Raw genomic sequence first — 14,274 nt, 5'->3', positions numbered from 1 at the left:
TTAGGCCGCGCCACTCTGCAACATTTCCGGTCGCGTGACTTTCACCGACTCCACCAAGATCGGAATTGAGCCTGGGACATCGATGGTGGTCACGGAGAATTTCAAGTTGGAGCTGTGCTGCGTCGGAAACAGTTCATCAATGGAGAACCCACGAACGATCGGGTCAAAATGGAAATACCCGTCTTGGGGCGTGCGCTCATTGCGTTTCGCGTTGGCTTCTGAAATGAAGGTGTTGGCTTCGTACTCTTTGACAAAGTCACGCTCAATTTCCAGTTTGCTGATGTTGTCGTGCATGAAATGCATGCGACGAATGCTGATGAGCGGACTCGCCACCAAGTTGGTGAACTCGTTCTCGCCTTGTGCATTGGCCGGCATGGTTTCGCGTTTGATCATCGGCACCAAGACCCGCATCGCTTGAGAGTTACTTACCCACGCATGCACTTGGATAGACAATGGCGTCGCGTTGGCCGCCTTGCCTTTGAATTGGATATCGAGGTGGATATTGTCGCCCAGCTCAGTGACCAAACCGGTGTAACGCACCCCATTTTTGGTGCGTGCCACGATGTCACTGAACGGGATCACAAAATGCCCCGAGGTGGTGTCTCGTTGCTTGTAACGCTCGAGCATCAATAACTCTTCACCGGTCAAGACGTAGATCTCTTCGGCGTTCAGCGTAATGGCAATGCGCTGCATGTCTGCAGCGCTGGCGTTGGTTTCCAGTACCAACTCGTGGTACGTCGGGCCATTAGGGATAGGCAATGTGCCTTTTTGTCCCCACGACGCGCCAACCATCGAATTCAGTTTGATTGGTTTGACTGACATCGTATTCCCCTTTAAAACCAGCCAGAGCGACCCAGCAACTTATCGAGGCCGCCGACTTTATTGTTCACAGCAAAGACGATCGCACCCGTCGTGACCGCCGCAATTCCGGCGACAATCGCCACATTTTTCACGTTCAATCTCATGGGAGTTCCTTTAGAGTGATTGATGCTGATAACGTGGTGTATAACGTCAACAATGACCAGTCTCTTTAACCTGTTAGGTTAAGAGTTAAACCTATTAGGTTACCCGTCATCGCTTGGGGTAGATTTTTCCTTGTTCCCACTTGCCCAAACCCGGTGATTTGAGGATGTAATCGGCGAACTTTTTACGCCCTAGATGCTCCCTATCGACGCAGCTTTGCAGCCCCAAAATGGCCTCGATGGGAATATCAAAATAGTCCGCAATGTACTTAGCATTGCGTCGTGAACTGACCGCACCGACGTACACATATTTGGATTCATCGAGTACCGTCTTAGGCACTTCTTGCCCGCGCTGAAACGTCGCGTGCATCACCAAGCCAAAGCCGCGACCACCCGTCCAGAGTTCACCGGCTAACCCATCGAGTTTTGACGGTGTATTGGTGAACTTGGCCAACTCTTCAATTACACAGTGGAGCTTTTTCGGATGATGGCCATCGCCCAATGACCAGACCATGTTGGCAAACAGCTCGAGGTTCTCTCGCGTTCGCTCTTGCTCAACCAAAGCTAACCGAAACGCGGTCTTTTTCTTCCTCGCAAACCACGCCTTATGGTAAAACTCATCAAAGCTGTGGCACGCTTGTACGCGCACGCCTTTGAGCGGCGCCTCAATGTGCTCACTGTACGGATCGAACATCACCACTTGAGACGAACGCTCAATGAAATTGAGCTGACGAATGGCGGTGGTTTTGCAGCTACCCGTGGTGCCCATGTAACAAACGTGCTCCGCATTGTGGGCGTTATTCTTGTTCACTGGATTGGGGAGCTTCACTGTCCACCTCCTGCGGTGTATCGGGCTCTTTCGTCTCTTGAGCTTGTTTGAGTTGGCGCACTTGTTTGGCACAACCGCCAATCAAGGTCATCGAGGCCATGGCAAACACAAACTCGCCTTGGTATTGGCCGAACCATTTCAAACCGGCGGGTCCGTACTTCTGCAGCATCGGCGATGCAGCGTCTAACCACTGGTTACCGGCTCGGGTGTCGATTTCAAACGGCACATCAAACACGGTGCCGACGGTCATCTCCACCACACCTAAACCGTAAGAGAGCATCATGCGCGCGTCTTCTTCCCCGAAACCCAAGGTTTCCGGCGCCGCTTCTTGGGTTTCGCCGGTGTCGGCTTCGTCTTGCTCTCGAGCTTCACGTAAGGTTTCTACGGCCTCAACGGCTTGTTGGTCGCGTTCATCCAATTCGTTCTCTACGGGCGTGAATGGGGCTTCATTGCTCATGAGTGACTCCTTTCTTGGTCTTCGTTAAGCCAAACCACAACAAGGCGCAGGTGCTTAACAGCAACAAGAATGACCAACCTAATCGCGTATTAACCGACTCGGGTTGGTTATCGTTGGGTTTGTCGGGGTTGCTTGAGCCCTTATCGGACTTGGTTTCGTTCGGCTTTGGGGGCTTAGTTGGATGAGGTTTCTTATCGACACTGGTTTTATAACCAGCGGTCGCTTTTTCTGGACTCGATACCATGTGGTTGTGTAACCAATCTTGAAACGGCTTACCCGCGCTTTGGTTGGTTTTGCAACTGGGACAAATGGTATAGAGCTGACCGAGACGGCGCTTGTTCTTGGGCGGCTCACCGCCCTCGATGAGCTTGTGCTCGCCAACGGCGTGCACGGTGCAGATCTCATCACAGCCATGCGTTGGGCAGGCAATGTAACCTTTAATCGGATTCTTACTGGCCATGCTTCGCCTCCAGTTCACACAAGCGAAGATGGAAATTGTTCATCAGGGATTTCAGCAAGTGGATGGTCGTCGCCACCTGTTGGCTGGCTTCTTCGGCCGCTTGGATCGCGACCAGGGGTTTCTTGAACGTGGGAACTGTGCTCCAGTCTGGCGCCGCTTGGGTCAGCCTTTGTTCAACGAGCTCAAGCTCGCTAACCAATTGTTGGTAGCTCTGTTGATGCATTGTCACTGTGTTGTCCTCTGTCTCACGACGTTGGTGTGTCCCTGTCTCTCGACGTTAACCAATAGATTATAACAATTAAAATATTAAACTTAATAGGTTTAAGTAATTAAACTGTGCGATTCGATTTCGCCTTTGCTTTCCTAATAGACCGTCGCGCAGCGACTCCATGGCCGTTGCAGCACACGCGCATACCGTGCTTATCGCCATGCTATCGAACGTCTCGCGTCATAAGGCTCCAGCTCGCTGGCGAGCTCGATGAGCCGCTTCCTTTACCCAGTTATCCCCGTTTTTCACGGGGTAACAGTAACTGTCCCTTACATCTATCTTTAGATAGATCATTAGTCTTTAGACTATGCGTTGTGATCTCAAAGACTGAGCTCATGGAGCAGTTAATGCGCTAAAACACCGGTTAGCGAGCGGGTTATCCACAACGGCATAACCACCGCTTTCAATCGATGAAATTTGATGGCAATAAAGACGAAAAACCCCGATAAATCGGGGTTCAGACGGATCGAGGTACAGTTTGAGCTTTGATCTTAAGGCACAGTGCTGTCATGACGTTGAGTATTACGACGTGCAAACTTACGCAGTAACGTGATCGGTGTGAGTAGATAACGGATGTGTACACCGGTTGAGGCGGCCATTTTCTTGAGGTTCTTAGTCGCGGCTTGTTTGGCGTTCGCGTAGGCCACGTTTAAGCCAAGATCGCGAAAATACTTGTCGGTGATGCGCTTGATGGACGCCAACCCATACCAGTCGCCGTTGATATTCTCTCGAGGTTGCTTGGACGTGATCCACCCTCGGTCTTTCGCGTAACTCACGCACTGTTTCACGCGCCATTCCGGTAAACCAGTGCCTTTGGCTACATTCGCCCAAGTTCTAAGCAAGAACCCTTTAGCGGTCACCACCCCTACTTTACAAGTCCGGAACTCAAGCTCACTCACCAAGTAGTCCATCACTCGGCCAATATCGGTTAAGTATTGGCGCTGCGTGGATTTCCCCGAGCGGGACAACAGATAGTCATATTGTGAGGGGTTCTCGAGTAACTTTCTCCAACGATCACGATTGAGCGCGGCCAATGGCCGCGCACTTCTTTTGAAACTTTTGTTAGGAGCTCGATGACTGAATTTCATTAGAGTGATAGCAAACTAAACGTTGCCTTCCTAGAGTATTAAACCTTTGACATAAATCACTCTACTGGAATTTATTTGCTACTGGCAAGCATGCCCCGTATGGCTTTGAAGCTAAATCCACCCCTACAATGAACGAAATATGAGGGATCATAATGGAACGCTTTACATACGAAAATGCGCTTTTGAATCGTACTAAAGCTAAGTTCGGTCTCACCTCAGAGTACCAACTAGCAAAAAAGCTGAATGTCGACCAATCAACCGTAAGAAACTGGCGGAATGGTCGGAATTCTATAGACTGGAAGATAGCTTTCCATATCGCAGGCTTGCTCCATGAAAGTGATCAAAATTTGGTCTGGGGTCTCATCGCCCACAAGATAAAAAATGAGAGAGTTATTAAGGTCTTAGAGGATTCAAGACCTTGAAAATTAGCGTATTATGTATTTACCCGCATATACATAATACGCAGTCACTGTATGTGGAATCTGAGGGGTTTCAGTGCCTGTTACTCGCGTAATTTTACGTACAGCGCCGCATGAATCTATCTATTTAATTACTGGCTGGCTTTGACTCCGCGTTAATTGGATTAAATCGTGATGGCTTTATCACATGTCTGCTCAAACTTAATTAAGACTTCTAATTACGGATGCCTCTCCAAAGTTAGTCCAGAGTCTCTGCTGGTTGAGTGTTAAAAGCTATTACCCTGATTTTGCTTACCAAAAGAACCTAGATGATTAACGCTTCCACTAACTCTCGGTCTATTGTCCGTACTACCAATAAACTGAAAAGACTTGGTTACTCTTGTTCGCTAGATTTAACGGTCCCAAAAGACCAAGCGAACTCCCGAATCATCTAGTCTTGTTTACCTATGTTGGCTTGTTCTTCACCAAATTGAATCAACTATCAACGTCATCAGTAACATCCGTACTCGTTTTTCAAACCACTAACTTTGAATTTTCTGATGCCCAACGGTCATTGTTACCAAACTGCGTTGCCATCCAAAACGAACTTCTATAAACGACTTGGCTAATCGTAAGTTACAGTGCAACATAAATTCTATTAACCTCTGTCTGGACTATATTAACTTGTCTCATAACTGCGATAATGACACTTCTATTACCAACAAGTCTTTAAAATCAGATCTTTAGGCTAGTTCTCAATTAGTTAGAGTATCTTTTGTTTGTTAACATATTCTGGAACAGAATAACTTATTATCTTAGAAGGCTTTACATGAAAATCAGTACAATCGCCCTATCGCTATTCACCGCTTTTTTTGGCATCAGCTCGCAGGCGCTTGCTAGTGAAAACGAAAACTCACCTAGAGAGCATGGTCATTTTTATGCTGGTGTTGATATCGGCTTTTATAATGAAACTGAATTAGAATATCGTGGCAGCGCCATTGAAGATTCATCTGATCTATCAGACTTTAGCTATAACTTGGTTGGAGGCTACGAATTCAATACACATGATGTCGTCAAACTGGGGCTAGAAGCCGAGTACCGAAAAATCGGAAAAGTTAGCTATAACGACTTAATGGATATTGAAGGCCATGCTTTCTTCGTAAACATTAAACCAAAGTTTATTGTTGAAGGTGACGTATTAGATCTGTATGTATCTTTATTAGCCGGTGTTGGCTCTATGGATATGGAAGCGAAAGCTTTTGGAGTATCAGACTCTAAGTCTGAAGCAGCCTACCAAGTTGGTGCTGAGCTTGGTGCGATGGTAACAGACAACATCGATATCCATATTGGCTACCGCTATGCAAACGTTGAAATTGAATCCATCGATGTGTCACCTCAAACCGCTTACCTAGGTGCAAGGTACCACTTCTAAACTTGATTCACTCGTAGGCTCAATACTACTAAAGCCGTCCTTTTAAAGCTCGGCTTTAATTTTGATCACCTATTTCCCTACTCGACCTCTACTTTGACAAGACAATTCAACCATAAATAAAGTTACGTTGTATCTTCTGTAAAAAGTTACAACTTGAAAGCTTTGCCCTAACGCAAAATAAACCACTTTAACAGGCTACTATTTCGTGTTTAAATTTTTATCTATCAAACAGTTATACGAATAAATTTGGTGATTAAGCAATCAAACGCTATGCATTCAATCCTTAAAAGTAAATTAAAGTGTTAACATCAGGCAATTTTGTAAACTAGGTGTTTGATATGTTGCCTAAACTTTATAAGTTCAGATCGCTCCACGACAGAAACATACTATCTATTTCCGAGTGTTCGTTGTGGTTTGATTACGCTAAAACTTTTAATAACCCTTTTGAATCTAACCACGCATTCAACAAAGAGCTTCAACAAAACTTTAAGATCATGTGTTTCTCTCAGTCGAACGACCACCCAATACTATGGTCGCAGTATGGTGACAACTTTAAAGGCATGTGTATCGAGTATGATCTCAACTGCTATAACGGCGAGGCCAATCTCAACTGTTTTGAAGTCCAGTATGAAGACGAACCGAATATGTTCCGCCCGGCATCGCTAAGAGGTTTACAAACATCAAGACTGGGAGCTGAGATATTCAAAATTAAGCATTCTAATTGGCGTTATGAAAAGGAATACCGCTGGGTATTACCTGATGACGAGATGATCGGAAATAAACTCTACCTTAATAGAGAGTGCCTAAGCTCGGTGATTCTGTCAGAGCACGCTCCTGCCGACAGGAAATTGAAAGTTCTGATGACTTGCCAGCGCCTTGGTATCCCTGTTAAACACGCAATAGCAAAGCAAGAGTCGTTTACCTTCGAAGTGGTCAGTTAAGTAGAGTGTAATCCTACTGTTTAGCGCCAAAACAAGACATTCACATAAAGTTACAGCGCAACAAAAAAGAGAGCGACATTAATGAGACTCTCTCTTTTTATTACATGTTCACCGTAAGCTTTCCCAATCCTTTATCTTGCATCTGCTCAATCGTCGCGATAGACATTTGAACAGTTGAAAACCAATAAGGTCGGTGCTTAACGTTAAATAGTTCACTATTATCTAACGCCTCGAAAACAGAATATTTTCTACCTTGAGCCAAAGCTGCACCATAAACCGTTCGCTCAAGTACTGGAATGTCATTCACTTCCTCTAGAAGTGCCCTCTTGATGAACTGATTTCCAGGGCTCCAATCTATAAATTCAACGAGGTTTTTTAGTAGCTTAAGCTCTAGCTGCTCGACCATTGATTCAAGAAACTGTGTGTTTGGCATCACCTCAGTACAAGCATAATATTCGTCATGCTTGTCACTTGCTTCACGATAACCAAGCATCGTTTTTACCAATGCGTCTTCAAACGTTGAAGAAAAGTGGTTACAAATTAAAAACAAAGGCAGAACTCTCAACACACCAAGTAAAATGCCTACGTTAGGATCTTTAACCGACGTTTCTTGAAGTCGAATTCGAGTCGCATTTGACGTCACGACCAAGTGTTGCCAAACCTTAGGTGTGATGTGTTTAATGTTGCCATCATTCCACTTAATCAGCTGTTGACTCATTAACAATGGGAACAATAAACGACAATTTTCTATTCCTATTTGTCGTGCTGCAACTTTTGGATCGAGAATTACCTTAGATTTCTTTCCATATTTATCTGCAAACTCTTGATTGGAAACAAACTCGATTAAACTTGAGCTCAATGGCCTACTTTTCGCGGATATTTCATGGAGTTTGGAAAAGTTTAAAGATGGCGAATACGCAACACTAGCGAACTGATTGTAATCGGGTAAGTCTGAAAACAACGAACTTATTAAGGTACCTTGAAGCTTCTCAAGCATTAGCGCAGAAGCGGCATTGCTGACATCATCGATAACGTATCGTAAGGTTTGTTGCTTCGCGTCGACTTTTTCACGATGAGCATTGACTCTATCCTGCTCGCAGCGCAATAAAATACGTTGATTGTGAGATATGCGGTCAGATTCATCAAATATGACACTATCACAATACCTATTTTCCAAACTTAGTAACGTGTCTACTGTAGATTGTGCGAGCTTATATTCAGGTGAGATTAACCATCGATTAAAGCGAGCTTCAACATTGATTGAGACCTTCCTTGAGATCTCAACTACTTCAGGGGTATAACTTTTATTTGCTAACAACAACCGTGACTTTCCTTTGCCGTAAATGCTCTTGTATCGGCATATCCTGCCTTTATAACAAAACTAATATTAATAGAAATTAGAGATTGGTTCACGAAATTGTTTCAATAAAATTAAGGATATTTAGTTATAGTGCGTTGAGAGTGGCTAGTGTGTGATATGTAGCCGGATATACTTTTCTGGAAAGCTGTATTTGAACCTTTTCTTCGTCGGTAGGTGTTTTTTCGCCTGCTTGCAAACTTTACTATCTCCAGACGTTCTCACCTTTTTGATTCTTGCATAACCTTTAGAGTGCTTCATCTCAATCATCAGATCGCAATAACCCTCGAAATCAACATTACTCTTGTTGAGCCCTTTCATGACGGTGACTTTTATCTTTTTAGCTACAGGATTAACCAATGCATCGTCGGGAAAAGCGACTGGGGATAAAAAACATAATAGTAATACTAGATATCTCATACTGCTCTCTCTTTGTTGAGGGTGAGAACAGTATGCGGAGATTTAAGAGAAATGAAGGATTAACTTAGTATGAGGATTGACCAGCTAACGCGTAACTCTCAACGATTACGCTTTCTTTGAGCCTTTAGACTTAAAACCATTATGCGGGAACACGTTACGAATACGTTGCTGTACGTTTTTAGGAACATCTTTAGTGAACTTGAGATTGTAACCAGAACGTTTTGCATACACTTTTAGCTCGCCTTTAAATGTATTGTTATGACCAATCTCTTGAAGGTTGTGCTTAAAGCTCGGTGGAAGATGCCCTTTAACTTGTTCGATCGCCCCGTCGCTAAATTTAATTTTCAATACCGGTCGGTCGACTGCTACTAACCAAAAAACTAATACCGCACCGATTAAGATTACGTACATCATAATGTCACCACTACTGTTGATGGTTATTTATCGTCAGAAAGGAGCTTGCTTAAGTCTTCTTTGAGGCTAGTCACCGTCTTGCTGGCCTGCTCACTACGAGACGCTTCGCTAACCAAATACTCGATGGCATCTGAGAGCGTACAACCTAGCTCGTTCGCACGTTGAGATAGCTTTTCCCATACACGGTAATCAAGGTCGATTGATTTCTTCTTTGTATGAACTTGTTCAGCATTGAAGTGGCGTTTTCGCTTAGCTCTGATCGCTTGTTTAAGCTTGTTATCGAGCTCAGGAGACATGTTGTTAGATATCCACTCAAGGACACCTGTAGGTTGGTGTTCAAGCTTCAATAAGGCTTTAACAGCAACGTCAGCTTCACTTGAATCTATGTGACAGGTGATCGACTCGCCTTCTTTCCATTTTTTGACCAGATAGTTCCATTTCCAACCACATTCCAAGTTTTCAAGTTGCTGATATTTCATGTCTAATCTCGAGAGTTAATCCTAGTGACAGCGTAACCCAAAATAGGCTATTTAACAATTATGATCTTGAAAGAATAGACCAAGATCATACTTATATTAGCTTAGTGATTAGTAACTACAACATAGAGCTACAAGCGAGATCGGTTTTTCTATATACTCCCTACCTCATTATCATAATCAGAAACTTAAATGACTCAAGTAGATTGGCGACATGTTACGCCTCAGTACGACGAATATAGCGCTCAATTAGAGCAATTCCCTGACATCTCGCCTTTCCCGTTTTCAGATATTCAACATAGATTCAAAGATGCGTTAACCCGCTTTGTCCGTTTGTCTAACCTTTCGCGTGTTTTACTTGTAAACGCTCCAGACAATTCGATCTATCGTCAAATGATTGTTGAATCTCTAGTCACTGCTTTAGATGATCACACTCTACCGGTTATAAAAACTGAGTCTTTAAATGCTGTCTCTCTGTTTGACCAAGTTCAGTCAAAAGACGGTAAGGTTGTAGCGACAAAGCCCGGCCTACTGGCTAGAGCAAACAACGGCTATCTGATCGTTTCAGCAAACTTGATCTTGGCAAACCCTGGAAGCTGGTTACTACTTAAATCAGCACTGCTTGGTGAAGCCGTAGAACCAATCAGCAGCAATCCAGAGCACTTGAACCAATCCCCGACTTTGCCTTTGACTTACAACATTAAGTTGATTGTTGTTGGAGACAGAGCTCAACTAGGTGACCTTGATTACCTGGACAGCGATATTCAAACCGGTTTTTGCCTATTTAGCGAAATTGAACAAGATATCAAGCTCTCTGAAGAGACTTTGACTCAATATCTTGGTTACCTTAAGTGGCTTCAACAACGCTATGAATTGCCAAACATCACGCAACAAGCGTTGACGGGCATTCTTACTGCCGGAGCAAGAGAAACGGAAGATCAAAGCTATATTCCATTATGCCCTATTTGGCACAATGCATTATTGAACGAAGCTCTGATTGAAGCCGACAATGGTGAGATTGATATTCACCATATCCAACAAGCTCAACAGCACAAATATAACCGCGAATCTTACCTACCAGAACGCGCCCTTGATGATATTCGAGATGGCCAAGTCATTATCGAAACCGAGGGCGAACAAGTTGGTCAAGTTAATGGTCTGACGGTTATCGATGTTCCAGGACACCCGATCTCTTATGGTGAACCTGCACGAATTTCCTGCGTTATTCACTTTGGTGATGGGGATATTGCCGACGTTGAGCGCAAAGCCGAGTTGGGTGGTAATCTTCATGCTAAAGGTATGATGATCATGCAAGCATTTGTGAGCAGCGCACTAAACCTTGAAGATCCGTTGCCATACGCTGCTTCTGTTGTGTTTGAGCAATCGTATTGCGAAGTAGACGGCGATAGTGCTTCTCTTGCGGAGTTGTGTTCTCTGGTGAGTGCTTTGTCTGAATACCCTATCAATCAACAAATTGCGGTTACAGGTGCAGTTGACCAATTTGGACGTGTGCAAGCTGTTGGCGGGCTAAACGAGAAAATCGAAGGCTTCTACCATGTGTGTAAGCACAACGGCTTAACAGGCGAACAAGGTGTGATCCTTCCAAGATCGAACTTAAGGCATCTTGCACTAAAGCCTGACCTTATTGAAAGCATTAAGAATGAAGAATTCCATATTTGGTCTGTGTCTAATGTAGACGAAGCAATTCCTCTCATTATGAACAAACCATTTAGAGACGATGAACAAGAAAGCGTTCTGAGTAAAATCGCGGAACGTATTGAAAACTTTGAAAGACATGAGCACCCTATTGGAATCGTTGGACGCATTAAAAACTGGTTTGTCTAGTACTGATCGGACTTGTTTAGCGTACACCTGTTCACTAATATGCACCTATCAAAAATCGGAGTAATTGATAATGCAAAACAAACGTGATTCTTACACTCGCGAAGAGCTTCTAGCATCAAGCCAAGGCGAACTATGGCCACAAGGCCCTCAACTACCAGCACCGAACATGCTAATGATGGATCGCATCACTAAGATGTCTGAAACTGAAGGTGATTACGGTAAAGGTTTAGTTCTTGCTGAGCTGGATATTACTCCTGACCTATGGTTCTTCGATTGTCACTTCCCAGGTGACCCTGTAATGCCTGGTTGTCTAGGCCTTGACGCAATGTGGCAGCTGGTTGGTTTCTACCTTGGTTGGGTTGGCGGCGAAGGTAAAGGCCGTGCTCTAGGTGTTGGCGAAGTGAAATTCACTGGTCAAATTCTACCTACTGCGAAAAAAGTAACTTACGAGATCCACATGAAGCGTGTTGTTAACCGTCGTCTAGTTATGGGCCTTGCGGATGGTCGCGTACTTGTTGATGGTAAAGAGATCTACGTTGCTAAAGATTTGAAAGTTGGCCTTTTCCAAGATACGTCAGCATTCTAATCTAATAGTTAGATTTTTAGTAAAGCAGCCCATGGCTGCTTTATTTTCGTTCCAATAAATTTAGTTATAGTGCATTAAAGTATCCCGTATTAAGCTTGAAACAGGATAAATCCACCAGCGATACGCTTATGATAGCGAAACTAGAATGCTACATAGCTCTGGGAGTCTTTGTGTTGTTCTGAAACTAACAAGGCTCCAGCCGTTGTAATCAACAGACAATGGAGCCCTGACCTTGAATTCTTTACGCCCTATCTACTTATAGAGACCTGATTGCTTGTCATCTTTGGCGTCACGCCATCCACCTAACCAATAAGACCGAGAATCCATTTGGCTATATGGGCAAGCTTCTTGCGACCGTCCATTTAAACCAGCCTTGTAGCCTTGAGATTGTGCTCGTTCTAGTCGATCACGCTTTTGTCTCTTCATAGTGCAGTCCTCATACGGGTGTTCCATTTACTAACATACAATGATTACAACTTTACGGAGTTTTTGTGACTCCAACTTTAAGAATCGGTCAAATTTTCACTTTTCTCAAGGCGAAAAAAAGCCCGAGTTCAGAATTGTGAACTCGGGCTCAGGAGATCAAATTATTTAAATTTTCTGCGGAACCCTAATAGACCAAGCACAGTCAAAGTTAACCAACCTAGGCTACCACCTTGGCGCTCAACTTTCTCGGTGTCGGTGCTACGAGTTACTACGCTATCAATGTCAGAGCCAGTGTCATACCTTGCTCCCTTGATTGGGATAAGCTTAACAGCTACAACCTTTTCGACTGCGTTAGATGAGGCACCACCACAGTATGAGTTGTGTGATGTTGTGTCATAAGGCTTATCATTACCGTCGACTGTACATTTGATAGCCGTTGCTGAAATCACGCCAGCATCATTGATATCCGTCGCATCAATGATTCTAAATTGGTTATTGTGACTAGACGCATCACCATCATTTGTTAAGTCATCTAACCACCATGCTTTACCACCAAAAATATCAACACGGCGTTCATCAGTTGAAGACGGGAGATCGTAAGGGTAAATAAAGCCTCTGTGTCTTCTTTCGCTGCCATCGACTTCACGAGTGGTTTCTGCATCAATTTGACCTACAATTTCGTTGTAATTGTTGACCGCTTTAGCTTCACCACTTGAACCATTAAAGAATATAGAGCTGTTCAAATCAAATTCAGCTACAGGATTCGACGCATCCTCAATTACAAAAATCTTGTTGCCAGCACTGCCACTCTCTGGCACATAACCGTTACGCTTAGCATAGCCAACAGCAAACAAATTGTCGTTAATATCGGTCGCTACAGAGTTACTGTATCTTGCATCATCATTTGATGAACCAGACTTAACTTCTGCGCCGCTAATCTCTTTAGTTGTCCATGTTGCATTGGTAAGGTCTAGTGAGTCGCTCACAAAAACACTTGCATTCATGTCTTGCAAGCTACCGTTACCATCAGCAGTGTTGTAGCCTACACCGTAGAAAATATCTACTGCGGGCTGATCGTCTGTTTGTCCTATAGTAATAGATCGCATGCTACCTTGGGCGAAGTAGTCATCCTGTTTAGCGTCACCACTTCGGAGCCAATTAATTTCTTCAGTCGTTGTACCGTCCCAAATAGCAGCTTTTGAACTAAACGTTGTATCCGAAGTATCGGTTTTAGGACCTTGAGTAGAAACACTACCTACATTGTAAACTGTGCCGTTACTAGCTTTGATAGCACGCCATGCTCGAGTTTCCGATGTACCTGCAGGCCCACTTGGTGTCGTTGTAAACATCGCATTATTGCGAATATCATCTTTGGATTTGATCCCCACAGGTTGGGCATTCTCATCTAAAGAATTGATTACCGTATTGCGAGTTTCAAAAGTATCCCCACCTTCAACAAACGCTTTCGCATTTACGTGAGTAAGGTCATTTCTTTCCTTACTCCAAGTGTCATTCCAACGGTTTTCAGCCCAACTTTCACATGTAGAATATCTCAGCTCTCGATAACAATAGTTTTCGAAATCATCACGCTCTTGAATGTACTGAAATGGTGCATCCATTGCGAATGGTACTTCTTCACGATAACTTACCGCTTCAAGCGTATCGCGAGTCTCACCAGCAAGTTTAAATGCACTATCGGTACAGTTGGTTGCAGCTGAATCGAAGCAACCTAACGCAAGCTCATTCTTCCCGTCTGTCGCAACACCAGGTTGAATCGCCACACCATAGATTTCAGAGGCACCTGTAATTGAAGGAGTGACTTCAACGACCTTGTAAAGCGCTGCGTTAGCATGAGTTGCCGCCAAAACTAGGGCTGCAACTGTAGTTAATTTAAATTTAGTACAAGTCATTATTA

The 14,274-nt window shown here is 44.0% G+C and carries 18 protein-coding genes; 5 read left to right on the top strand and 13 right to left on the bottom strand.

Annotation, left to right across the window (positions count from 1 at the left end; all coding sequences use genetic code 11):
• The 7 genes from AB6E30_RS10425 to AB6E30_RS10395 all read right to left on the bottom strand — a co-directional run bounded on the left by AB6E30_RS10425 (position 1) and on the right by AB6E30_RS10395 (position 4,064).
• On the bottom strand, positions 1–822 hold the full coding sequence (locus tag AB6E30_RS10425) for a major capsid protein P2 (protein ID WP_372103501.1): 822 nt from the start codon (positions 820–822) through the stop codon (positions 1–3).
• Positions 823–833: 11 nt separating this feature from the next.
• Complete coding sequence (locus AB6E30_RS10420) at positions 834–965, bottom strand: hypothetical protein (protein WP_016787086.1); 132 nt, start codon at positions 963–965, stop codon at positions 834–836.
• Between the two features lie 106 nt (positions 966–1,071).
• Complete coding sequence (locus AB6E30_RS10415) at positions 1,072–1,791, bottom strand: hypothetical protein (RefSeq protein ID WP_372103498.1); 720 nt, start codon at positions 1,789–1,791, stop codon at positions 1,072–1,074.
• Complete coding sequence (locus tag AB6E30_RS10410) at positions 1,760–2,248, bottom strand: hypothetical protein (RefSeq protein WP_372103496.1); 489 nt, start codon at positions 2,246–2,248, stop codon at positions 1,760–1,762. Before AB6E30_RS10410 ends, AB6E30_RS10415 begins: the two co-directional genes overlap by 32 nt.
• Positions 2,238–2,708, bottom strand: coding sequence for a hypothetical protein (locus AB6E30_RS10405; protein ID WP_372103493.1), 471 nt, complete (start codon positions 2,706–2,708; stop codon positions 2,238–2,240). The genes AB6E30_RS10410 and AB6E30_RS10405 overlap by 11 nt, the downstream gene beginning before the upstream one ends.
• A complete protein-coding gene (locus AB6E30_RS10400; protein WP_372103535.1) occupies positions 2,698–2,931 on the bottom strand; it encodes a hypothetical protein in 234 nt (77 codons plus the stop codon). The genes AB6E30_RS10405 and AB6E30_RS10400 overlap by 11 nt, the downstream gene beginning before the upstream one ends.
• A 536-nt stretch (positions 2,932–3,467) precedes the next feature.
• The gene (locus tag AB6E30_RS10395; RefSeq protein ID WP_372103492.1) at positions 3,468–4,064 is read right to left on the bottom strand and encodes a hypothetical protein; all 597 of its coding nucleotides are present in this window, start codon (positions 4,062–4,064) and stop codon (positions 3,468–3,470) included.
• A gap of 152 nt (positions 4,065–4,216) precedes the next feature.
• On the opposite strand from AB6E30_RS10395, the gene AB6E30_RS10390 reads away from it, so the two are divergent.
• The 3 genes from AB6E30_RS10390 (at position 4,217) to AB6E30_RS10380 (ending at position 6,835) form a co-directional block, all read left to right on the top strand.
• The gene (locus tag AB6E30_RS10390) at positions 4,217–4,486 is read left to right on the top strand and encodes a helix-turn-helix transcriptional regulator (RefSeq protein ID WP_016787092.1); all 270 of its coding nucleotides are present in this window, start codon (positions 4,217–4,219) and stop codon (positions 4,484–4,486) included.
• Between the two features lie 805 nt (positions 4,487–5,291).
• Positions 5,292–5,894: a porin family protein gene (locus AB6E30_RS10385; RefSeq protein ID WP_017059668.1), complete on the top strand. Its 603-nt coding sequence runs from the start codon at positions 5,292–5,294 to the stop codon at positions 5,892–5,894.
• 338 nt (positions 5,895–6,232) lie between these two features.
• Entirely contained in the window at positions 6,233–6,835 is a 603-nt protein-coding gene (locus tag AB6E30_RS10380) for a DUF2971 domain-containing protein (RefSeq protein WP_372103489.1), read from the top strand.
• A gap of 100 nt (positions 6,836–6,935) precedes the next feature.
• Here the strand turns inward: AB6E30_RS10380 and AB6E30_RS10375 are convergent, their stop codons facing one another.
• The 4 genes from AB6E30_RS10375 to matP all read right to left on the bottom strand — a co-directional run bounded on the left by AB6E30_RS10375 (position 6,936) and on the right by matP (position 9,505).
• Positions 6,936–8,156, bottom strand: coding sequence for a hypothetical protein (locus AB6E30_RS10375; RefSeq protein WP_017066879.1), 1,221 nt, complete (start codon positions 8,154–8,156; stop codon positions 6,936–6,938).
• 144 nt (positions 8,157–8,300) lie between these two features.
• Positions 8,301–8,612 carry a hypothetical protein gene (locus AB6E30_RS10370; RefSeq protein WP_017059671.1) on the bottom strand — a complete coding sequence of 104 codons (312 nt, stop codon included), beginning with the start codon at positions 8,610–8,612 and terminating at the stop codon, positions 8,301–8,303.
• A gap of 105 nt (positions 8,613–8,717) precedes the next feature.
• The gene (locus tag AB6E30_RS10365; protein WP_017059672.1) at positions 8,718–9,026 is read right to left on the bottom strand and encodes a DUF3634 family protein; all 309 of its coding nucleotides are present in this window, start codon (positions 9,024–9,026) and stop codon (positions 8,718–8,720) included.
• A gap of 23 nt (positions 9,027–9,049) precedes the next feature.
• Positions 9,050–9,505: a macrodomain Ter protein MatP gene (gene matP / locus AB6E30_RS10360; RefSeq protein WP_017059673.1), complete on the bottom strand. Its 456-nt coding sequence runs from the start codon at positions 9,503–9,505 to the stop codon at positions 9,050–9,052.
• A 189-nt stretch (positions 9,506–9,694) separates the two neighbouring features.
• Between matP and AB6E30_RS10355 the strand changes: the two genes are divergently transcribed.
• Positions 9,695–11,347, top strand: coding sequence for an AAA family ATPase (locus AB6E30_RS10355; protein WP_372103487.1), 1,653 nt, complete (start codon positions 9,695–9,697; stop codon positions 11,345–11,347).
• 70 nt (positions 11,348–11,417) lie between these two features.
• Entirely contained in the window at positions 11,418–11,933 is a 516-nt protein-coding gene (gene fabA, locus AB6E30_RS10350) for a bifunctional 3-hydroxydecanoyl-ACP dehydratase/trans-2-decenoyl-ACP isomerase (protein WP_017059675.1), read from the top strand.
• Between the two features lie 252 nt (positions 11,934–12,185).
• Here fabA and rmf read toward each other — a convergent pair whose 3' ends face one another.
• Together rmf and AB6E30_RS10340 are read right to left on the bottom strand one after the other, a co-directional pair.
• Complete coding sequence (gene rmf / locus AB6E30_RS10345) at positions 12,186–12,359, bottom strand: ribosome modulation factor (protein WP_017059676.1); 174 nt, start codon at positions 12,357–12,359, stop codon at positions 12,186–12,188.
• 161 nt (positions 12,360–12,520) lie between these two features.
• Positions 12,521–14,269, bottom strand: a complete 1,749-nt coding sequence (locus AB6E30_RS10340; protein ID WP_372103484.1) for a DUF3466 family protein — start codon at positions 14,267–14,269, stop codon at positions 12,521–12,523.
• Positions 14,270–14,274: the final 5 nt, after the last annotated feature.

Source organism: Vibrio sp. 10N.247.311.12 (assembly GCF_041467515.1).
GTDB lineage: Bacteria > Pseudomonadota > Gammaproteobacteria > Enterobacterales > Vibrionaceae > Vibrio > Vibrio crassostreae_C.
Note: the sequence above shows the minus strand (reverse complement) of the source record. Positions and strands in the feature narration are given on the sequence as shown.

What these genes read in the sequence shown, in the direction of transcription:
- AB6E30_RS10365 (WP_017059672.1), bottom strand. Translation starts at nt 9,026, where the DNA reads ATGATGTACGTAATCTTAATCGGTGCGGTATTAGTTTTTTGGTTAGTA.
- AB6E30_RS10370 (WP_017059671.1), bottom strand. Translation starts at nt 8,612, where the DNA reads ATGAGATATCTAGTATTACTATTATGTTTTTTATCCCCAGTCGCTTTT.
- AB6E30_RS10355 (WP_372103487.1), top strand. Translation starts at nt 9,695, where the DNA reads ATGACTCAAGTAGATTGGCGACATGTTACGCCTCAGTACGACGAATAT.
- AB6E30_RS10340 (WP_372103484.1), bottom strand. Translation starts at nt 14,269, where the DNA reads ATGACTTGTACTAAATTTAAATTAACTACAGTTGCAGCCCTAGTTTTG.
- rmf (WP_017059676.1), bottom strand. Translation starts at nt 12,359, where the DNA reads ATGAAGAGACAAAAGCGTGATCGACTAGAACGAGCACAATCTCAAGGC.
- fabA (WP_017059675.1), top strand. Translation starts at nt 11,418, where the DNA reads ATGCAAAACAAACGTGATTCTTACACTCGCGAAGAGCTTCTAGCATCA.
- AB6E30_RS10400 (WP_372103535.1), bottom strand. Translation starts at nt 2,931, where the DNA reads ATGCATCAACAGAGCTACCAACAATTGGTTAGCGAGCTTGAGCTCGTT.
- AB6E30_RS10405 (WP_372103493.1), bottom strand. Translation starts at nt 2,708, where the DNA reads ATGGCCAGTAAGAATCCGATTAAAGGTTACATTGCCTGCCCAACGCAT.
- AB6E30_RS10420 (WP_016787086.1), bottom strand. Translation starts at nt 965, where the DNA reads ATGAGATTGAACGTGAAAAATGTGGCGATTGTCGCCGGAATTGCGGCG.
- matP (WP_017059673.1), bottom strand. Translation starts at nt 9,505, where the DNA reads ATGAAATATCAGCAACTTGAAAACTTGGAATGTGGTTGGAAATGGAAC.
- AB6E30_RS10410 (WP_372103496.1), bottom strand. Translation starts at nt 2,248, where the DNA reads ATGAGCAATGAAGCCCCATTCACGCCCGTAGAGAACGAATTGGATGAA.
- AB6E30_RS10385 (WP_017059668.1), top strand. Translation starts at nt 5,292, where the DNA reads ATGAAAATCAGTACAATCGCCCTATCGCTATTCACCGCTTTTTTTGGC.
- AB6E30_RS10380 (WP_372103489.1), top strand. Translation starts at nt 6,233, where the DNA reads ATGTTGCCTAAACTTTATAAGTTCAGATCGCTCCACGACAGAAACATA.
- AB6E30_RS10390 (WP_016787092.1), top strand. Translation starts at nt 4,217, where the DNA reads ATGGAACGCTTTACATACGAAAATGCGCTTTTGAATCGTACTAAAGCT.
- AB6E30_RS10425 (WP_372103501.1), bottom strand. Translation starts at nt 822, where the DNA reads ATGTCAGTCAAACCAATCAAACTGAATTCGATGGTTGGCGCGTCGTGG.
- AB6E30_RS10395 (WP_372103492.1), bottom strand. Translation starts at nt 4,064, where the DNA reads ATGAAATTCAGTCATCGAGCTCCTAACAAAAGTTTCAAAAGAAGTGCG.